We start from the raw sequence: 820 nt of genomic DNA, 5'->3' as shown, positions 1-820 counted from the left end.
GTAGAATCGTTCCCCATCTTCTCGGTGACTTCTTTCAACTATGCCGTTCTGCCATGGAGAATAGGGACGGGTCTTGAGATACTCTATCTCCTTACTCTCTAATATCTCCTCAAAGATGGTTAGTTTATCGGTAACATCTGGATCATTGGTAAATTCACGCCCATTATCTGTTTGAACCTTCGTGATATCAAAGCCTAGACACGCTTCTAACTCTAATAAAAATAAAGCGGTATTGGTGACCGTTTTTTCATCCACAATCTCACAGTAGCGTTTGCGCGAATACTCATCGATCGCTGTGATTTGATAATAACGAATGCCTTTCGAATCAAACTTAAGACAATGCATGGGCACATATTTGATATCGATTTGTACCTTTTCGCCTGGATAAGTTACTTGGGTCGGTTTCCATCTAGACTTGGGATATTTTTTCTTAGCATCCGCTACGCTCTTATTCCAACCCTGCTCACGAATCTGTTTGCACATACTATCATAACTACGTGAATAACCTTCACGCTGACATTGAACATAAACTTCCGCGAGCCCTTCATGACCATAGCGTTGATATTTTGCTTTAATTATTTGTAGTTCGTTATCGGTATGCTGATTAGGGTGTGAGTGAGGACGTCGTGATTGATTTCTTATACTCTCCCAACTTCCGTCATATCGATCACGCCAACGTTTTACATTTTGTCGAGACGTATGATAACGCCGAGCTGCTGCTGCATTATTATCATGTTCGATGGCATACTCTACAATTCTTTTTCTTAATCGCATTTCTTCTGTTATAATATTTTTCATGGGAGCTTCCTTTCGCTAAGTT

At 40.4% G+C, this 820-nt stretch carries 1 protein-coding gene; it reads right to left on the bottom strand.

The window, feature by feature from the left end:
- Positions 1-798 (bottom strand): DDE-type integrase/transposase/recombinase (locus tag ACQV2R_RS08640; protein ID WP_428885409.1); only part of this gene is annotated, 798 nt, incomplete at its 3' end.
- Positions 799-820: the final 22 nt, after the last annotated feature.

It is taken from the genome of Facklamia sp. P12937, from assembly GCF_050409505.1.
Taxonomy (GTDB): domain Bacteria; phylum Bacillota; class Bacilli; order Lactobacillales; family Aerococcaceae; genus Facklamia.
This window is presented reverse-complemented; position numbering and strand designations above follow the sequence as displayed.